At 35.7% G+C, this 16,777-nt stretch carries 16 protein-coding genes and 1 pseudogene; 1 reads left to right on the forward strand and 16 read right to left on the reverse strand.

The genetic code is table 11. The features are described from left to right. Positions 1-158: 158 nt before the first annotated feature. On the reverse strand, positions 159-449 hold the full coding sequence (locus ACLIJJ_RS14030) for a hypothetical protein (protein WP_251645799.1): 291 nt from the start codon (positions 447-449) through the stop codon (positions 159-161). Between the two features lie 181 nt (positions 450-630). Between ACLIJJ_RS14030 and ACLIJJ_RS14035 the strand changes: the two genes are divergently transcribed. Then, positions 631-870 (forward strand): DUF378 domain-containing protein, encoded by a 240-nt coding sequence (locus ACLIJJ_RS14035; RefSeq protein ID WP_411411109.1) that lies wholly within the window; start codon positions 631-633, stop codon positions 868-870. A 90-nt stretch (positions 871-960) separates the two neighbouring features. Here the strand turns inward: ACLIJJ_RS14035 and ACLIJJ_RS14040 are convergent, their stop codons facing one another. From ACLIJJ_RS14040 to pbp4, 15 genes and pseudogenes are all read right to left on the reverse strand, one after another. After that, complete coding sequence (locus tag ACLIJJ_RS14040) at positions 961-1,155, reverse strand: hypothetical protein (RefSeq protein WP_233315180.1); 195 nt, start codon at positions 1,153-1,155, stop codon at positions 961-963. Positions 1,156-1,306: 151 nt separating this feature from the next. Further along, entirely contained in the window at positions 1,307-2,368 is a 1,062-nt protein-coding gene (locus ACLIJJ_RS14045; protein WP_233315179.1) for an NAD(P)/FAD-dependent oxidoreductase, read from the reverse strand. Between the two features lie 208 nt (positions 2,369-2,576). Next, positions 2,577-2,759, reverse strand: coding sequence for a hypothetical protein (locus tag ACLIJJ_RS14050; protein ID WP_251645795.1), 183 nt, complete (start codon positions 2,757-2,759; stop codon positions 2,577-2,579). Positions 2,760-2,794: 35 nt separating this feature from the next. Beyond that, the gene (locus ACLIJJ_RS14055; protein WP_411411110.1) at positions 2,795-3,322 is read right to left on the reverse strand and encodes a restriction endonuclease; all 528 of its coding nucleotides are present in this window, start codon (positions 3,320-3,322) and stop codon (positions 2,795-2,797) included. A 348-nt stretch (positions 3,323-3,670) separates the two neighbouring features. After that, positions 3,671-4,054, reverse strand: a complete 384-nt coding sequence (locus ACLIJJ_RS14060) for an immunity 22 family protein (RefSeq protein WP_411411111.1) — start codon at positions 4,052-4,054, stop codon at positions 3,671-3,673. Between the two features lie 140 nt (positions 4,055-4,194). Next, on the reverse strand, positions 4,195-4,803 hold the full coding sequence (locus tag ACLIJJ_RS14065) for an immunity protein Imm33 domain-containing protein (RefSeq protein ID WP_233315175.1): 609 nt from the start codon (positions 4,801-4,803) through the stop codon (positions 4,195-4,197). Positions 4,804-5,307: 504 nt separating this feature from the next. After that, positions 5,308-5,736 carry an SMI1/KNR4 family protein gene (locus tag ACLIJJ_RS14070; protein WP_251645790.1) on the reverse strand — a complete coding sequence of 143 codons (429 nt, stop codon included), beginning with the start codon at positions 5,734-5,736 and terminating at the stop codon, positions 5,308-5,310. A 220-nt stretch (positions 5,737-5,956) separates the two neighbouring features. Next, positions 5,957-6,109, reverse strand: a pseudogene (locus ACLIJJ_RS14075) (recombinase family protein); the annotation flags it as partial. 588 nt (positions 6,110-6,697) lie between these two features. After that, positions 6,698-6,913, reverse strand: coding sequence for a hypothetical protein (locus ACLIJJ_RS14080; RefSeq protein ID WP_233315173.1), 216 nt, complete (start codon positions 6,911-6,913; stop codon positions 6,698-6,700). After that, positions 6,910-7,458, reverse strand: a complete 549-nt coding sequence (locus ACLIJJ_RS14085) for a hypothetical protein (RefSeq protein WP_233315172.1) — start codon at positions 7,456-7,458, stop codon at positions 6,910-6,912. The genes ACLIJJ_RS14080 and ACLIJJ_RS14085 overlap by 4 nt, the downstream gene beginning before the upstream one ends. 9 nt (positions 7,459-7,467) lie before the next feature. Further along, positions 7,468-9,714, reverse strand: a complete 2,247-nt coding sequence (locus ACLIJJ_RS14090; RefSeq protein ID WP_411411112.1) for a ribonuclease YeeF family protein — start codon at positions 9,712-9,714, stop codon at positions 7,468-7,470. 465 nt (positions 9,715-10,179) lie between these two features. Next, positions 10,180-12,222, reverse strand: a complete 2,043-nt coding sequence (locus ACLIJJ_RS14095) for a peptidoglycan D,D-transpeptidase FtsI family protein (RefSeq protein WP_411411113.1) — start codon at positions 12,220-12,222, stop codon at positions 10,180-10,182. A 106-nt stretch (positions 12,223-12,328) separates the two neighbouring features. After that, positions 12,329-14,125 carry a BlaR1 family beta-lactam sensor/signal transducer gene (locus ACLIJJ_RS14100; RefSeq protein WP_411411114.1) on the reverse strand — a complete coding sequence of 599 codons (1,797 nt, stop codon included), beginning with the start codon at positions 14,123-14,125 and terminating at the stop codon, positions 12,329-12,331. Next, positions 14,125-14,517, reverse strand: coding sequence for a BlaI/MecI/CopY family transcriptional regulator (locus ACLIJJ_RS14105; protein WP_237942804.1), 393 nt, complete (start codon positions 14,515-14,517; stop codon positions 14,125-14,127). Before ACLIJJ_RS14105 ends, ACLIJJ_RS14100 begins: the two co-directional genes overlap by 1 nt. An 87-nt stretch (positions 14,518-14,604) precedes the next feature. Further along, positions 14,605-16,644, reverse strand: a complete 2,040-nt coding sequence (pbp4, locus tag ACLIJJ_RS14110) for a penicillin-binding protein PBP4(5) (RefSeq protein ID WP_411411115.1) — start codon at positions 16,642-16,644, stop codon at positions 14,605-14,607. Positions 16,645-16,777 lie beyond the last annotated feature (133 nt).

Below are 16,777 nucleotides of genomic sequence, written 5' to 3' on the forward strand. Positions count from 1 at the left end.
CCTATGAGTTTATTTGTTTACTAAGTTCTATATAAATATAATAAAAACCTCCAAAAAGGAGGTCTCTACTTCTATTATTACCACTAACAATAGAAAGTCGTATATAATTTATATATCCTTAATAAACGAAAGATATATAAAATGAAAGTATATACGGTTTATTTATTATTCTTAACCCACTCAATAATCTCCTCTAAATGATCCTCCAAATCAATTGCCACTGTCCCGTCTTCCGGTATTTGTCCAAGCCCGTTTTCAAGTTGATTTATCAGTCCACTTAATTCAGCTAAGCTTTTATCTGAACCTTTCTTTTTCGCTTTTTCCATCAGTTCAATGAATTGGGCATCTTCTTCCAGTTCTCCGACAAGGCTCCATAGTTCATGAAGAACTGTTTCTAATTTCACTGCTGATTGTTGTACCTTTTGTAGTGTTGCGATTGTTTTTTCCATATTTGATCCTTCCTTGTATAAAACTATTAAGTATTTATAGAATATCTCTTTCTGTATGTTATTACAATAAATTATCAGACGTTTTGAAGGTTTATTGGACCTGTTAGCTGTTTCAAGCTTCTCAAAAAAGTGTATATACCATAGTATAAGAACTTAAAACTTTTCATAGGAGGTCCTATTAATGTTTTTATCCATTCTCCAAAAAATCACCCTAATTCTAAGCATCATCGGCGCCATCAACTGGGGCTTAATCGGCTTCTTCCAATTTGATCTTGTTGCAGCAATCTTTGGTGGGGAGGATGCTGGGATGTCCAGATTTATCTTTATTCTAGTTGGTATATCAGGTCTAATCAGCATCAGCATTCTTAATAATAGCAGAACAAGCTTGGAAGCTGGGCGTAATTACACGACAAACCATTAATTACTTATGAGCTGGTCAATTGGCCAGCTCATTTTATTTTGAATCATGCAAAAAGGCATCCACTTGGATGCCTGATAGTTTTTATATGTATTAACGGACTTCTAAAGCCTCTTCATTCGTTACTGGTCCATCCATTTCATTAATGATTTCTAACATTTCTGCTCTTAACTCTTCCCATTCGTTTAATGGCAGTGCTACAATTTTCTTCCCGTTAGCATTCTCGTTTACTCTTTGTGCCTGATCAATCCAACGCCAAACTTGAAATAAAAATTGTCTATCTTGCATGATTGCATCTCCTTTTTTCAATATATTGACCCCTTACTTTATACAATAATTCGGTAGAGGATTCTTAAATACCTTTCTCTTCATAGAAGCTTTACAAAAGCTTAAAAAAAGAGGCAAAGCTTCATGCTTTCCCTCTAATTTATATTCACTATTAATGTCTCTTATGCAGCCACAGCACTCCGCTTTTTGCGAGTCTTGGCAAAAGTCCTGTGAATGATTTTTCAAACATGTTGCCGAAACCATCATTTTTGCCGAGTGATCCTAATGTTCCTCTTAGTTTGATTTCTCCAGGTGCTTTTGGTTCTCTGCCTGTAAAGATATCATGGAGGATATTGGCGATTTGTTCTCCTTGATGCTGTGCTAATTGTCCGCTTGGTGAGAAAGTGGAGGATGCACAATCACCTACTACATATACAGAAGGTTTTTCTGGAACTTGATGAAAATTATTAACTATAACCTTTTCGTATCTGTCCTTTTCAAAAGGAAGCTCACGAACTAACCGATTTGGTCTCACACCTGCAGTCCATAGGGTTACATCTGTTGAAGTACAGACACCATTATTGCAGATTGCGCCTTGTTCCAAGTATTCGATATTAGCTTGGTGAATGATATTAACATCGTTTTCTTTAAACCATTTTTCAACATATTGTTGAACTTTTGGTGCAAACGGACTAAGTACTGCCTTACCTCGGTCATAAAGGCTGATGTTTAAATCTGGACGGCTTTCGCGTATTTCTGAAGCCACTTCCACTCCGCTCAACCCTGCACCAATGACGGCAACATGCTGGTAGGATTTTAATTCATTCACTGCCAGTGCCGCTCTTCTTGCTTTAGAGATAGTCTGCACACTTTCTGAATATTGCTCTGCGCCTTCCACATTGTGATAGTTATCTTCACAGCCTAACCCAATGACTAAATAATCATAAGGAACTGGCTCTGTTCTGTCTGCCATCACGATTTCATCTTTATCACTGTCAATTTTAATTACTTCCCCCCACACATAGTCCACTTGGTCATGTTTAGGAAAAGTCATTCTTACTTGTCTGTCAGACACCGTTCCAGCAGCTAAAGCATAGAATTCGGTCTTCAAGCAATGGTAGGGATTCCGGTCAATTACAGTAATTTGAACATCTTTTGGTAATTGTTTATTTAATAGGTCCTGCAGTATCTGGAACCCGCCGTAACCTCCGCCTAATATTACTAGTTTCTTCATGTAAACACCTTACCTTGTCAGCAAATTTAGATACATAAATCAAAACATCAAAGTAAATCAAGCAATCTACTTAATTGTATCTGTTTCTGATATTTTCCGCAAATACACTTTGGGAATAGTGTAAATCTAAAAAACTAACACCTCTATTGTTAATTGCTTATCTAGATGTTGCTTTTCTCTTTCATTTAAATAGGCTTGAAAACGACCTTCATCTCCAATGCCTGGATCTAAATTTAATCTTATTTATATCTTGATCAACTACATGTTTAACACTATGTATCGGTTCTAAGTTTCCTCCACCATACGGACGATTAGCTAGCGGAAGAAGTACATTAATTTCTGTATTTTGATTAAAGTCCTTTAATATTTCTAGAACTTCTCTTACTTTCATATAATACTCCTTCTGATTTATAAGTCCTTCAGTATTTAAGCGCTTTTTCTCATCTCATTCATCCACTTTATAAGAGTATCACGGTCAACAAGTTTGACATCATTTGATGTCGCTAACCCTTTTGCAGGTTTCGTATAATAATTATTCGTTATTACCCAGCACTCATCTGCTTTATAATGGCTTTTTGCAGCTGCAATTTCTTGAACAGCTTTAATCCCTACCTTATTTTTATACCTTTTTGCTTGAACGATAATTTTTTTATTATTGCCATGTAAAACTAAATCAGCACCATAATCCCCTGTGACAGGTGTCTTTTTAACTACATACCCTTTTGACTTTAGTAAAATATATAGATAATCCTCAAAAAGGCTTCCTTTCATCTTATCTATTTCCAAAATACCTGATCTTTTAATTTTGTTGTACTGTATAAGGTTAATGATAAAAACTAACAATAGCCCTGTTCCAAAAAACACTATTAATCCAAAAGTCAAAGCTGGATCGGCAGTTAAAATACCCCAAAACAAATCAAATCCCATACCAAAAGATTCTGAAAAACTTGGCAAAACAATCTCCTCCCAATACTAATTACCTATATATAATAGCATATATTTACCATTGAATTTCTAAAATATTGTTTCAAGTATTTGTATTCACCTGTTTCAAACTTCTAATAGTTTTTTTTTAGGTTTTAACACTGCATTTCTGTAAATAACTGATAGCTTATCATTAGATTTATAACTTATGGGCTCTTGAAAATTATTAATAAAAACCTTGATAGTTTAGGCTAATCAAGGTTTTCTTTTAATGATATGTTATTTTGCTTTTACTGCTTCTTTCACTTGCTCCACTAATTTTATTTAGCCAATTTAGTGGGGTTAGTTCAATAGTTGGAAAATAAATTACTCCGAGTATTAATCTACATATTCAGCTGTACCTACAAAATTAAGTTCGTATTCATAATTGTTTACTGAATTTATAGATATACCATCTTTAATATAATTGTAGTTGTAAATCAAAATAATGGTATTGTAGTTAGAACATAATTTAACATCCATAAACAGCTTTATCAGCTGATCATCATATGAAAAACCCATTAATAGCTTCTTTATATTATCTTTAGCATCTAGTATCCAATCCTTCTCTATTAAATCTCTATCATGGTAGCCTATTTTAAATTCCCTTTCAAAAGTTGAAGGAATACTATCTCCATCTTCATCATATTTCACTTCTATATACTTTTCTAACTCATCAAATTCGGTAAAGTTTCCCAACCACAAAGAAACATAATTTTTCATATCTTATTTCCTCCTAAAGCCATCTGGTAATCCATAACAACATTCTTCAATCTGTTACTAGTCTATTCGTTTACTCCTTTAACAAAACTATCATTGTCAAGAACTGAATTAATTATTTTTAGAATTCCCATAAATAAAATCTATAAAGAGTCTTTAAAAACATCTACATCGTTTTCGTTTAATACTGCTTTTATTTCATTATTCTCAAAAACAACCATATAGTCATTTGGTAAAGCAAGAACTTGTATAATCTCTGGTTTAATTTTTAGTAGTTGATAAGCATATAAAGCATACAACTCTATAGTATTATCATCCTCTACAGGACCTATATACCAACCTGAATCTCCTACTTCAACATCTCCATTTCTTTGTAAATATATTTTCTCGAGTTCTAATACACCTTTAGAAAGTATGATTTTATCACTAAATTTTATTGATAAACCATCAACATTTAACTTTCTCAAAAAATGACCTTGATCTAATTGTACCCACAGTGTTAAAGTTAAATCTTTTGTTGTATCTTCAAATGGATTTCTAGAGTAATCTGGAGAAGTCAGTATAAAATTCCCGGTTTCTCTCTCATGTAAATAATAGACGGACCAACCAACTTGTAAAGAGAATCCATGAATTAATTTATTACGGTCTACCTGTTCTAATTTAGCAAACAAAATTTCTATTTGAGGTTCTAATTCCTTTTGGGCAGTCATAATAATGGTTTTTCCCATAATAATCTTTTCAAATTTCTTCATTTCTTCAACCTCTCTTCTATAGCTACTTTAGAGCTTCTCTAGCATGTTTCTCTTTTTCTAGCATTTCCATTCTAACATTAACAGGAACCTCACCCATCTTAGAATGTCCTCTCGCCTATTTATCGTACTTCTCTCAAAATCCAAATATAAAATCAATACTCCATGATGGTACTACCTTCATGAGCTCTGAATTTTATTTAAGCATTGTTTATATTTCTTACACATCTTTCCTTTTTGTTACTAAGTTTATGTGTTTGTATGTTGCCACCTTTAGCTTTACTTGCTTTGTCATTCTCGTGTGCAAATATAAACCATGTAGTAAGTGTGGTTGTATTTTTTATATGTCACTGTAACCAATCTCGTAAGTTTGCTACATCATGAGTTTTTGATTCAAAAGTGATATTGTTTTAACCATAAAGTTCTTAAAGTCAAAAAACCTTGAAGGCATATTAAGCCAATCAAGGTTTTAAGTTTCTCTCTGAATTAACTTTTATTGGACCATAATTAACAATTAAAATATGTCTTCAAGAAATCAAAAAACGATGACCAACTTTCCTTTAATTCACCTTTAATAAGTAGTTCATCTCCACCCTCAAAATTAACTATATAAACTTTATCTGTTACAGTATCCAGTACTAATACAGCATTTGCTGACATTTCACTTAAAACCAGATATTGCTTCGGAAAACCATGTTCTTTTCTAGAAATGAGTGTGTATGATTCAATATTGTTTTCTTCATCTGCTATATCTAGTAATTCAAAGGGTACATGCTCTTCCCAAAAAGGTCCTGCATACTGGATATAAAATTCTTGGAAAGTATCCGATGCTTTTACACCTAGCCTTATTAAAGCATCCTGTACTAGATTGCTATCTTCACGTTTATATATTTCTTCTCCTAGAACTTCATCTAGTCTCTCAGGCAATATGCTCATATTATCTTCCTCCTAAAGCTTCTTCTCCTCGTATTTTCCAATAATTAATAGAATCTACTTTTTGAAACGCTCCTCTAGTTGTCTCATCCATTGGATAAAATGGGTTTAACTTTCCTTTATAAGGATGTAGTGGAGCTCTTTTAGCATTAGCGATATTATGGTACCTTGTTGAAGCTTCATATAATGGTCCAACACCTTTTTGTTGTGAATGATGCAATGTTGCAACACTACCTGCTTCATCTCTAAAAATATGGATCAAGTTCCAGCCTTGTTCTTCACAGTATGCATTAATTTCATCTTCTTGATATTTCAAGCTATATCCCTCTTTAGCTTGCCCTTGAGTGGAGACTCGTATATACCCAACAACGTTCAACTTTTCACCCTTCCCGTTACGAAAATTAAAATTAATGTAACGCTTTTTAAACGAATAGCGAGTATTATACGACCGTCTCTAGTAAAAATACAACCCAATATTTATGAGCCAAAGTAAATAAAAAACACTCTTATACGTTACCCATTATTTTTCGCCACGAGCATGTACGATCTCGTTAGTTTGTAGCCATTACATATCGTAAGTACCCCTACCATGTAAAATGTCATCTCGCCTATTTATCGTACTTGTCACTTTATCCGAGTATTAAAACCAAACTCCATGATGGTACTACCATCATGAGCTCTCGATTCTCAAGCAAATCATTCTCTTATTTTCTCACTTAAATATCAGCTGATTTAATATAAATTAAAATAAAATACCTTGAAAGGCATATAGCCAATCAAGGTAATCGAATTCATTCAAACTATTTATATATTTTAACTGTGCTCTTTATGAAGACCTTTATAATAAAAAATCCAATTAGCTGTTACTATCTCTTTCTTCTATGAATTTTAAGACACGGGTTATCGCCAATAGGTTTGGAACTTTAAATGGCCGCAGTTCAATCGCTTTGAATAAAGCTGTTTTCTACCTCTTATGCTTTTCAACAAATTGATTTATACCATCAAACACTAAATCTTTAATTAGCTCTGTATAGTTATTATATCCACCCTCTTTTTCAATGATGATGTCTAACATACTTTTTAATTTACCATCTATCATAATCGTTATACCTTCGACTTGTTCACCAGTTTTTTCATTCTCAAACTTTTCAGATAGTATACTTATTTTATTTTCACTCATATCTTTCCACCACTATTCTCAAAATTTAATAAATCAATTCCGTTTTCATCATACCAGTATTTATCTTCCCTATCTATCCTCGACAAAAAGTCCTCATAGATCCCCCTCCAATTTCCTGGTACAAAATCCTCGTAGGAGGCTGGTTCTGGATACAATGAGTATAGTTCTTTTTTATCAAGGTTTACATATAATGAAGGTAAAAAACTGTAAAATGTATCCTCTTTTAATTTAGTAAGCATATTTAATTTAAGTAACTCTCTTAATTCTTCGGTTGAAACTGAATACTTATCTATTCTTGGAATAAACTCTATAAATGAACGCTCATCTAGAACTTCTATACCTTTCCTTTCATCATCTTCCTCTATGGAGTTTCCAATATTTTTAAGTCCAATTTCTTTAAATTTCTTATTATATGCGTCTGCTTGCTTTTTCCTATCCAGAAACCATAAATTTTTTGGCGAAACATACCACTTGAAACTATTATCAACTAATAAACCTACTATAATATTTTCCAGCGCTTTAGGTTCTAATAAAATATTACTCAACTCCCCTTATTATTTTTTTATTCGCGAATTTTTCGCATGCTCTTCTATCCACTCACCCCAAGGTGCTGGAACTTCAAATGAATAGCCTGGTTTTGTTGGGTCTACGAGTTTTGGAGCTGTTCCACCTTGGTTTAAAGGATTTGATTTGTATCCAGCTTGAGGTATTGTATTTTCTTTTAAGAAATCGTCAAACCACCTTGGAACGTCTAATTCAACAATATCAGCATTTCCGCCTCTCACTTCATTTTTAAAGTAATTTGAATGCTCCCCATTATCTATACTTATATTTAAATCAGTATCTTTTTTGGGTATTGTTACTGTACCATCTTCATTTACTTGTATACGCTGTTGGCTTGACTTAGTACCCTCTCCACCTTGAACTCGTCTATATGTTACTACATCATCACCCGTACCCTTAGTAACTTCAGTATTAGCCTTATTTCCCTTTACCTTCTCTTTAATCTTCCCCAAATCACCCTTAGAAACCTTAATCGACCTACCAGAAATCTTCCCGCCTCTAAAACCATAAACACTCCCAATTAAACTGCTAAAGATAATCGAATTAGATTCTAGCTTCGATAACTCTTCTCCAGTCCAGAGATTGTATCCGTCTTTTGCTGCTTGGATTTGTTCGAGGTAAATATCTGAGTCAGGCTCGTTGTCTAACTTGATTTCTCCCTTTTTTATAGCCTCATTATATGCTAGGCTTGCTTTGGCTGCATCTTGATCTGTGCGACCGTTTTTGCTGAGGACCCATGTATTGCCTACGAGCTTTTTCTCGTATTGACTGAAGTCATACTTCACTTCTGTTTTGCCAGCGGTTTTCTTAGTGGTGTTTACTCTGCTGGTGCTTTTAACGGAGTGATTGGAAACTTGCTTTACGTTATTGTTTACATCGTGTGATTTAAACATAGCCATACTTGGACCAAGTGGAGAGAGTTGGCTGTTAGGTTGATAAATATTTGTCAGAAAGCCTTTATATGTTAATTGGCTTTTGCTTAATCCAGTTTGCACTAGCTGGTATGTTTTATGGACTGGTATTTCACTGATTCGAACGGCTTCTTTTATCATGCCAGGGGCATTTGGGACAAATGGTATTGCTCCAATCATGCTTTGGGTAATGCTTGCTTGGCGCTGTTCATTAGTGAGCTTGTTGCCAAACATATCTTTTCCTGTTAGATATTCCGATAGTCCATTTGCTGAAATAAGGCCATATATGCCCATTTCTGTTTGTTCTAGTTTAGTAAAGGTGCGGACATTTTTATAAGCGTCAAGCGCATGATCTGCAGTATTAATCGCTTTTGTTGCTGAATAAATGCCTTTGCCACCCTTCAGTGCTCTGCCCGCCCAGCCGACAATTGGAATGAAGCCTGCGGCTGCCATTGCGCCTGCGGCTACTCGCTGTCCTTCTGTCAGCTTTGCACCTGTAACGGGATCAACTCCGTCTTTAGCTCGTATGTAATCATAATAACCGGTTAACTCGCCGGCGAAGGTTTTCGTGCCCTCCCATAGGTCTTCATACCATGGGCGGTTTGCTATTTCCCTTGCTTCTTTCTCTTCCTTTTTATAGGAGAGGTAGCTGTTAGTTTGTGTCTTTGCTTCTACCATGGACTGATATGCATCACTAGATTGATAGGCTTTTGCATCAAAATGGATGGGTGAAATACTGCTGCCTTGTCTTGTTGCTTCCATTAAAGATTGGAAAAGGGCTTGAACATAATACTCTTCTCCTTGTGAAGAGAGATATTCGTCTTTTAACTCTTGATCGACTTCCTCGACTGCATCCACCGTTTTGGTCCGTTTTTTGCTTGCATCCATCATCAGATCGTCAAACCGGGAGCGAGAAAAGGGTGTTAAAGACACTAGATCATCAATGTCCCTAAAAATTTTCTCTAACGCTTTTCGTTGCTCACTAATCATTTCGTCTGCACGACGTTCTCTATGTGCAAGCTCTTCTTCTAAAAAAGCTGTTTCCACACGAGAATGGCCGCCTAAGTCTTTATCTTCTATCCTTGCGCTAACGCCTTCAAAGAAGGCAATCTGTCTGTCAATGAGCCGCTGCCATGCTTCTACCACTTCCAGCTGACCCTGATAAAAACCTTTAATTGCTTCAGCACCTTTGCCTTCAAAGTCATCTAAATCAACAATTTCCTGGAAGGCTTTGTGCAGCTGTGTAAACTGTGTGCGCAGTTCTTTATAGTGCTTGGCCCTTCCTTTCATTGTATCACGTAAACTAGATGCATCTAAAACTTTCATTTTTTCGCCTCTCTTTTACACGGATGATAGGTCCTTTATTTAATAAATAGCCAGGATATTCCCATATCCTTTTATTGTAAAAAAGATGGATAGGTGTTTAAATAGGAAATTAGTTGGAAAATACAGTTAAATATTAGTCTCAAATCTAAAACACATGAATACAAAATTGGGATTAATCTATTTAAAATTTCCTTTATGATAGGTGTAATAACAGGAAGAAGCGGGTGATTGTAGATGCGAGTAATACAACTACTAATAATTTTAATGTCTATAATGGGTATTTGCATTGGTATTGATATTTACTTAAACCCATCTAGCGCTTTACTACCAATATCATTAATATTGTATTTTATACTCTGTATTCTTTCTATAATAAATTATTTACAAAAAAAATAGCTGACGCATAGCTTCTTGATACAACAAAAAAAGAGCATGAAGGATTTCAATGCTCTTGAAAAATAATCCTCATTCTCCCCCTGAATGCCCCTCAAAATAAGCTCGAAAAACTCTCTGACTAATCACATTAGCTGCACTATGCGGCTGGGCATAGCCATCAAGATAAGCATTAGGTACAATAACCGCTATCGAAATCTGCGGATTATCGTAAGGTGCATACCCTGCGAATGAGAGATTCCACGTCTTCACACCTTTTTTATAGGATTCAGAAGTTCCTGTTTTCCCTGCGGCATCATAGGCTTCATTGGCAAAATAGCTTCTGGCTGTTCCTTGTGAACCATGAGTTACCTGCCTGAATCCTTGTTGAACCCTTTCTAACATTTCATCATTCATATCTATTTTATTCAGTACCACAGGTTCTATTTCATCCACTACTTTTCCAAGCCCGTTGTCTGTATTATCGGCTTCACGGATTTCTTTGACAAGCTGTGGTTTCATGCGGTAACCGCCGTTGGCTATCGTGGTAATATATTGGGCAATTTGCATTGGTGTATAGGTGTCTAATTGGCCAATAGCGATTTGAAAATAGGTGCTGATATTTTTGCCTTTAATTCCTGCTGTTTCATTCGGAAAGCCAATTTCTGTCGGAATGCCTAAGCCGAATTGGTTAAAATAGTAGCGAATTTGTTCTATTTTATCTGGATTGATATTTAATGTGCCATTAGGGATATACTTGCCGTCCATCATTTCAATCGCGGTCTTCCACATATATACGTTGGATGATCGTTCAAGGGCTTTTAAATCATTGAGTACCCCCATGGATTGGTAGGAAGAAAAGGTCCCTGAGCCTTTAAATCTCATCACTTCATCTAGCTCTGTTTCGCCTATGTCTCTAACTCCTGTCTGATAACCGGTTAAAACTGTTGCTCCTTTAACGACAGACCCTTGTTCAAAGGCATATGTAAAGGTTCCTGGTGTGTAATCTGTAAATTTCTTTGTCTTTCGGTCATACACTTGTCCTGACATTGCCAGAATCCGGCCAGTTTTCGGCTCCATTGCTACAACGAAAGCTGTGTCGAGAAGATTGGTATGCGGCTTTTGAATGGATGCGATTAACTCTTCTTGCATAATTTTTTCCACTTGTGCCTGGAATTCCATATCTATCGTCAGCACGAGATCATTGCCGCTTTTTCCTTTAGACACAATCTCTGAGTCTATGATTTCTCCGTTTCTGTTCGTAATCGTATTTACGATTTTTTTTTGGCCTTGCAGCACACTATCGTAAAGCTCTTCGATATAGCTTTTGCCGACCCGATCATTACGTTCATACCCTTTAGCTGTATAGTAGTCTAGTTTATCTGCGGGAAGACCTTCATCTGTACTCGTTACCTCACCAAGCATATTAATAAAGGTGTTTCCGAAGTTGTGCGCTCTCTTCCAATCTGTCGTTACATCAATTCCCGGCAGTTTTTCAAGTGTTTCAGCTGCTATTGCATATTCTTCATTTGTTACCTTTTCGTTTTTTAGCACAGTTTTTGAGAATGCTGGCGCTGTCGACAGCTTACGGTAAATGGCTGCTAAATTTTTATCAATCGTTTGCAGCTCCTCTTCTTTAATACGCTCTAATTTTATTTTGTATAAATCCTTGTCTTTTACTTTCTCTTCTTCATATAATTTCTTTTCTGGCTCTGTAAGCAGCTCTTCGCCATTGTCATGTTCTAGAAGCCATATATCCTTTAAGTCACGTGATGTTACTTTTTTTATGTCTTTATTATTCATTACAAGAAATCCGGCTATTTTTTTGGACCGTTCAAGCAGCTCTTCCGGTTGAGGATTTAGCGGCGGTGTAAAGGTGATTGCCTTTTCCGGAATATTATATACTACTAGTTTATGATTTGTATCATATATTTTTCCGCGTGGTACGGAGGAGCTAACAGGCGTAACTTCCGTTGCTTTCACTTGAGCGGCATATTCCTCACCACTCACAATTTGAATGATGCCAAGGCGCACGATAAGTACGGAAAACAATATAAACACGGCGAAAAAAAGACCAGTAAGTCTTAGCCGTAATTGATGATTTGCTTTTCTACTTTTTTTAGTTTTTTGCTTCAAAGTAATCTTACCTTTCCGTATTGGAATTCAGCAATTAAATACTACAAATGTAGTATTTAATAAAGAATAGACCCAAAAAGACTAGAAAATCTTTTTGGGTTACTTTTTAGTATAGTTTTTTGTCCTTTAAGATTTGCTTGGCAATTTTCATCGCTTCGCTTCCGCTAGCTTCTTTTCCATTGTTTTGGATATTGACTGCAAAATAATAGCTATGCTTGCCTTTTTCTATGAAACCAACAAACCAGCCATTAACATCTTGTTCGTTTATCGTGCCTGTTCCTGTTTTTCCATATAATTGGCTGTTATGATCGTCATCAAGTAACAACGTATCTTTAATTGTTTGAACATTTTCTGCTTTAAAGCCAAGCTTATTTTCTGATAGTCCATGTAATAACTGCACTTGTTCAATAGGTGATATTTTCAGCGTAGATTCCATCCAATAGTTTTCCAAATCACCTGAGATATCCTTATTACCATAATTTATCTGATCGAAATAAGCATGCAACTGCTGTCTGCCTACCTCTTTATCCAGGTTTTGAAAATACCAATTGACTGAATTTCGCATGGCAGAGGATAAGTTATGGTCTTTATCCCATTCTTTATACGGATTCTGTTGTCCATTCCACTTCTGTTCAGACTCCAGATTAGATATAACGTTAGCTTCTAAAGCGAATAGCCCTGAATAAATTTTGTAGGTACTATCAGGTGAAACCCTCTTTTTGCTTCTTTCTTGGTTGTATATTTGATACTGTTCACTAGCTGCATCGTATAAAACAAAGCTGCCTTTATAGCCTTCGAAATAACTACTTAAATCTTCATACGTAGTATTTTTTCCGTTAAAATGAAACACATCATTTGAAGTAGCCAATACTGTTGTCAGTGGCGTTATGCAGAGCACTAATACACTTAAAAACAGATAAACTGCTTTACTTTTCCATTTTAACAAGCTGGATTCTTTCGAAAAGCTGGCAATATGCAGGATTCTTTGTTTGATTTGTTTTTTTGTTCCGCCGATACCTGAAGCAAACAATTCAAAAGACTTCCCTTGTTTGTTACCTGCAAAGTGAATGATCGTATGGCCGTATTCTAGATAGCCCGCCTCATCCAATAGATTTAGAACAGAATCATCACAAGCTAATTCGCGGTCCATTCGCAGCCTTTTTTGGGCATACCATACTAGTGGATTAAACCAATATACGATTTGTAAAATCCACATTAGATAATTAACCAGCATATCTTTGTTGCGATGATGTGTCAGCTCATGCAGAAATACATATTTCATTTCCTTGATGGTGAAAGCTTCCTGCATGTTTGTTGGCACAAGAATATACGGCTGCATGACTCCAAACGTAATCGGCGTTGTAATAAGACCAGTCTCTTTGAGGATTATTTTTCTTTTAATCCCTACGGCCTGTTTGCACTCTTCCAACAGCTCATTGACTCTAGTATTGTTAATCGTAACAGCAGATTTTTTCAACCTGCTAATTTGATAGTTTGAATAAAAAAAGAATCCAAGGCAAACTATCATGCCGATCATCCAGACAGCAAATAAACTGTCATGGACGATTGCTGGAGTTGTATTGTTAACTGAAATAGAAAAATCACGCATTATTTCCGTATCAGCTTCTTGAGAAGCGGTTGCGCCACTTATTGCTTCACCATGAGACATTGTTTTGTCCGAAAACGTCAGCAAGCTCTGAAGTGATTGCAGTCCTTCACTTAACCCGAAAAATTTCCATGGCAAGACGGATGCTAGGAGCGGCACAAACAGAAATAGCCAAATACGATAATGCGCTTTTACTGAGAGATGTTTGGTTAATACTTTTTTTAGCAAGAGAATAGTGCAAATAAGAAGGGATACCGCAATCGTACTAAGCAATAGCTGTTGTATGACGACATCCATTATTTATCGCCTCCATTTTTCTCCCTCATTGCTAAGATTTGCTTTAATTCAGAAATGTCTTCATTGGACAATTTATCATTTTCGATAAAATTTAATACCATCGAATTTAAGGTACCGCCGAAGAACTGATTAAGAAAGTTATCGCTTTTTTGCTCAATATATTCGTGCTTTTCAACGAGTGAAGTATAAAGAAAAACTCTTCCGCTTTTTTTGGCCTGCAATGCCTTTTTCTTTACAAGCCGAGCCAGCATCGTATGGATTGTGTTCGGCTTCCAGTCAAAATCTTTAGCGGACAACTTCTCCACTACCTCTGGTGTCGAGATTGGCTCATATTTCCAAACTATATTCATCACTTCATATTCTGCTTCTGATATTTGGGGACTTTTACTCACAACGAAACCTCCTACTTTTACATCTGTAGTATTTATTATAGCATGAAGGCTTCGTTGCTTAAAGCATCGTTCTCATTTAACTTCCCCTTACTGCATCCCAAAATAGGCATACAGCTTTTCGATTAATGATTTATTCAGTTGGGTGGCTGAGCTTCCTTTTGTATAATTCTCTACAAGAGAAAGCATCAGAAAATTATCTTGCTCTGTATCAAAGGCGAGCAAAAAGCTGTTTTCATTGCCATTTTCGCCTTGTTTCGATTTTAATTCTGCTGTTCCCGTTTTTGCAGCTAGCTGATATTGTGGGTTATAAAGCAGATGTGCGGTACCATTTGGATTGCTTACCACTTCTTTTAAGCTTCTTACCATTTCTGCCGCTGTTGAACTTAAAATAGCTTCTTTTGTTTTGGTACTGCCATTATCTGCGAGTAATGTCGGATAAACTATTTTCCCTTCATTCTGAAAAACAGTGTACATGACAGCCTGTTGAATAGGATTAATCAATAATTCACCTTGACCATAAGCCGTATCTGCCAGAAGGATATCCGATTTAAATGTTTTTTCACTAGAAATCTGTGCTGGATTCATGGCTATTGGCAATTCTAACTCTTCGCCGAAAATAAACTTACTTAACCCATTTCTAAACACGTCTTCTCCCATTTCCAGTCCCTCTTGCGCAAAATAAATATTATCAGAATAAATTAATGCCTTGTGCATATCTACATTTTGCCCATCGGAAACGCGGGTAACGGAATAGCCTCCCCAGCTTCCATCCTTTTGCCAGCTCAATCCATTTATTTGTCGGAGCTTATCTGGATAAGTGACATTAGCATCAAGGCCAATACTGGCGGTTATTGTTTTGAATGTTGAGCCAGGTGCATAGCCAACCGCAAATCGGGAAATAAATGGTTTATCCTCGTCCTTTGCATAGAAATCATAGTCCTGTTGAGAAATGCCTTGAACCATTTTATTAGGATCATAGGACGGAGAACTTACTAAAGCATATAGCCCGCCTGCTTTCGGGTTCATGACAACAGTTGAGCCTGCTTTGCCAGCAAATTGTTTAAATGCTTCTGATTGTATGTAAGAATCAATTGTCAGCTGAATATCTTCTCCATCTGCTTTTTCTACTTGTTGAATGACTTGCTTCTTTTCGCCATTTGCAGCAACAATTGATATCTCTCCACCGTCCTTGCCACGCAATTGCTTATCAAAGGCCATTTCCAACCCTGCTTTTCCAATCATATCTCCATCAGCTAAACGGGGATTTTTATCGATATCTTCTTTCGTTACTTTTCCGATATAACCAATTAAATTCGCGGCCGCTTCTTTCAAAGGATAATACCGCAGTTTAATAGTTTGATAGGACACTCCTGTCACTTGTTTCGCTTTACTTGCTTCCATTGTTTTCATCGGAACAAATAAATCATCTTTGACCCAGCTTTGATCTAGCTTTTTATTTATTTCTTCTAGCGATAGATCAAATTGTTCGCTTATATTTTGAAGATTATCCTCTTTTTCCTGTCCTTCGCCTAAATCCTTCGGAACAATTCCCATCGACTTAAAGTTTTTATTGATTGCCAAGCCATTCCCTAGATGATCTTGAATCTCTCCTCGTTCTGCTTTAAAGTATTGATATGCTATTTTATCTTTGCCTTCCATGCCAGGGAAAATTAACGAAGGTTCCCACTTCACTACATAATTATCATCCGACTTAATTATTTCTGTTTTATATTTCAAATTCTCTAAACTTCCTAAAGGAGTTGTGAAGCTTAATTGATAAGACAATTCATAAAGATTGGTTTTCACCTTTTCTAATGAAATCTGTGAAGCATGTATATCCGTTATATTTAAACCATTGAATATACGATTATATTTATCAGTTACTTCTGCCAATGTATAATCTAACGATTTATATGATTGTTCATCGAGTACATTGTTTAACTTCTTATACTCCTTTTTTTCTAAAATTTGAATATAACTTTTTGCTGCTCCTTCGAATGAAGCATAATCATTTTTGTTCAGTAATGTTAGAACTAAATAAATCCCCCCGATACTCAATAAAATGATTAAAAACGATAGTAAATAAGGTTTAAATCTCTTACGATTGTTTTCGACTCTACTATTCAAGCTCAATCACTTCTTTTCTTTTTTTATAATACTACATCTGTAGTATTTATGAAATTATAGCATAGATTATTCCAAAGGCAAATCAACTTAGGTAATTTTATAGATGGAAGTAGCATGCAATGGGCATGTACTA

It is taken from the genome of Niallia laureatilytica (assembly GCF_046613985.1).
Classification (GTDB): domain Bacteria; phylum Bacillota; class Bacilli; order Bacillales; family Cytobacillaceae; genus Niallia.